General features: G+C 74.2%; 2 protein-coding genes. One reads left to right on the forward strand and one right to left on the reverse strand.

What is annotated here, in order from left to right:
• Positions 1-13: 13 nt before the first annotated feature.
• Positions 14-1,609 carry a BTAD domain-containing putative transcriptional regulator gene (locus ACJA3G_RS34855; protein ID WP_406557036.1) on the reverse strand — a complete coding sequence of 532 codons (1,596 nt, stop codon included), beginning with the start codon at positions 1,607-1,609 and terminating at the stop codon, positions 14-16.
• Positions 1,610-2,330: 721 nt separating this feature from the next.
• Between ACJA3G_RS34855 and ACJA3G_RS34860 the strand changes: the two genes are divergently transcribed.
• Positions 2,331-2,577 (forward strand): biotin carboxylase N-terminal domain-containing protein (locus tag ACJA3G_RS34860; protein WP_406555134.1); only part of this gene is annotated, 247 nt, incomplete at its 3' end.

Raw genomic sequence — 2,577 nt, forward strand, 5'->3', positions numbered from 1 at the left:
GGGTCGGGGTCGGTCAGGCCCCGATCCGCCGGGGCGGGCGCGCGAACGGCGTGGGGTACGCGGCCGTCGCCACCCCGGGCGCGGCGGGCCGCGCGGAGACCTCGCGCAGCCGCCAGTGCCCCGGGGAGCCGTCGGCAGGGCCGTAGGAGACCTGCGGCCCGGCGGCCAGCCGGGAGTCCTCACAGAGGAGGATCTCGCCGGGCCCGGCCCGGTTGAGCAGCCGCTGACACAGGTCCAGGAGAGCCCCGTTGACGGACAGCGGGGTGCCGGGGCCGCCGGAGTCGCCGGGGGCGGAGCGGACCAGCGCCCGGCCGGTCGCCACGGCCGCGTGCAGGGTCAGACCCCGGCCGGGGGCGACCGCCTCCCGTACGGCAGCGGCTGCCCGCAGCGCGCGCAGGGCCGCGTCACCGCCCCGCGCGTCCTGGAACAGGCCGAGCGAGAGCGGTCCGAGGGAGCCGACGACCAGCCCGCCGAAGTGCTCGATCCGGGCACGCGTGACCGCGTCGGCCCGCTCCAGCATCTCGTCCTGGCCGGCCGCCTCGTCGAGCCCGGAACGGGGGTCGCCGCCGGAGCCGGGGCTGCCGCCCGGGGCGATCCCGGCCCGGACGAGGAGGACGCTCACCACCTCACGGCTCGTCACCTCCGTCCGTACGGAAGCCTGCTGGGGCACGGCCACCGGGCGCGCCGACGCCGTACGCTCCGGGGCCCGGCCGTGCCTGCGGTGGGTGGGGACGGCGGTCAGCGCGCGGCGCCGGTCACCGCGTTCGCACGGCTGGTCGGCGGCGGCGACGGGCGCGAGGGCGGCCGGCCGCGCGGGGGCCGGGCCCGCCGGGGCGAGGTCGAGGTCCAGCGACGGGTCGTGCGCGAGGATGGCGCGCTGGAGGCGGCGCAGCTCGTGGCCGGGCTCCAGACCGAGGTTCTCCACCAGGGTGGCCCGCAGGCGGTTGTAGACGGCCAGTGCGTGGGCCTGCCGCCCGCAGCGGTACAGCGCCAGCATCAGCTGACCCGAACTGCGCTCGCGCAGCGGCTCGGCCTCGACGGCGGACTCCAGCTCACCGAGGACCGCGTAGTGCTGGCCGCACGCGAGCCGCGCCTCGAAGTAGTCCTCCAGGACATCGCGCCGGGCGTTCTGCACGGCCGTGAGCTCGGGCCAGACGACGCCGGTCTCGGCGAGGTCCGCGAGGGCCGGGCCGCGCCAGAGGCGGAGCGCCGCCCCGAGGGACGCGACGGCCGCCTCGGGCCGCCCGCCCACGAGTTCGGCCCGGCCCTCGCGGACCTGGCGCCGGAAGACGTACAGGTCGATCCGGTCCGGGTCGGTGCGGATCAGATAGCCGGGCGCCCGGGTGACCAGCTCGGCGGCACCCTCCGCGGCCTCCGCGCCGTCGGGGCCGCTCTCGCCGAGGATGCCGCGCAGGCCCCACACCGCGTTCTGGAGGATCTTGCGTGCCGTCGGCGGGGTGCTGTCCGGGCGCCAGAGCGCCGCCAGCAGCCGGCTCGTGGGGACGACCTGGTTGGCGTGGAGCAGCAGGAAGCCCAGCGTGGCCCGCTGCTTGACGCCCCCCAGAGGGACCCGCCGTCCACCGGACATCACCTCCAGCGGGCCCAGCATCCGAAAGCGCATAACTCCCCCAGTCCTGTGCACCATCGCGCCGTATTGACGTGCCGAGGAGATTACAAACCGGAATCCCGGTTTGTCAAAGCTATGATATGCGAGCCAATCCACCCAAAATCGCCAGCGGATTGTGAAGTCGCCCGCGCCCGCGTTCAGGGGAACCGTACGACAAGTTTGTTTCAGCGGCCGTGCGGGGGAGGCGGCGGCCCCCCGGCTGCCCTCGGGCCGTCCCCCGGGCCTTCCCCGGGCCTCCCCGGGCTGAAGCGGGCCCCTCCGGGCGGGGATCCGTGTCGTACGCGACAGCCCGCCACGACGGTCCCGACTGGCAGTTGCCGACGGTTCACGGCCATCTACGGGGAATTCGGGGATTCCGGTCTGCCTCGACCCGGAATGCATTCCCGCGACCGGACAACCGATCCCCCGGATCACCGGCCGGGGCCCAAGTCAACCTCTGAGGCATTTCCCGCAATTCCCCGCGCCGGAACGCCGCCAGGGGCGGAACTCACCCATGGTCCGCCCCGACTCCCCTGCCCAGCAAGGGCCTTGGGGCCTATCCGGTACCCGGCACTCCCCGTTGGCTTACCGGACGGTGGACAACTGCGGAGTAACGCTGGATACGGTCTCTCCAGGATGCTTCGAGGGTGGAGCTGTACAAACCACAGGGCGTTTCGCTCTCGATCTTTCCGCTTCAGCACCCGCAAGTTGAGGAGCAGTCGTCGTGCGCAAGGTGCTCATCGCCAACCGTGGCGAAATCGCTGTCCGCGTTGCCCGGGCGTGTCGGGACGCCGGGATCGCCAGCGTAGCCGTCTACGCCGATCCGGACCGGGACGCTCTGCACGTCCGCGCGGCCGACGAGGCATTCGCTCTGGGCGGTGACACCCCGGCCGCCAGCTACCTGGACATCGCCAAGGTCCTGCAGGCCGCCGCCGACTCCGGCGCGGACGCCATCCACCCCGGCTACGGCT

It is taken from the genome of Streptomyces sp. YS-3 (assembly GCF_045257485.1).
Classification (GTDB): domain Bacteria; phylum Actinomycetota; class Actinomycetes; order Streptomycetales; family Streptomycetaceae; genus Streptomyces.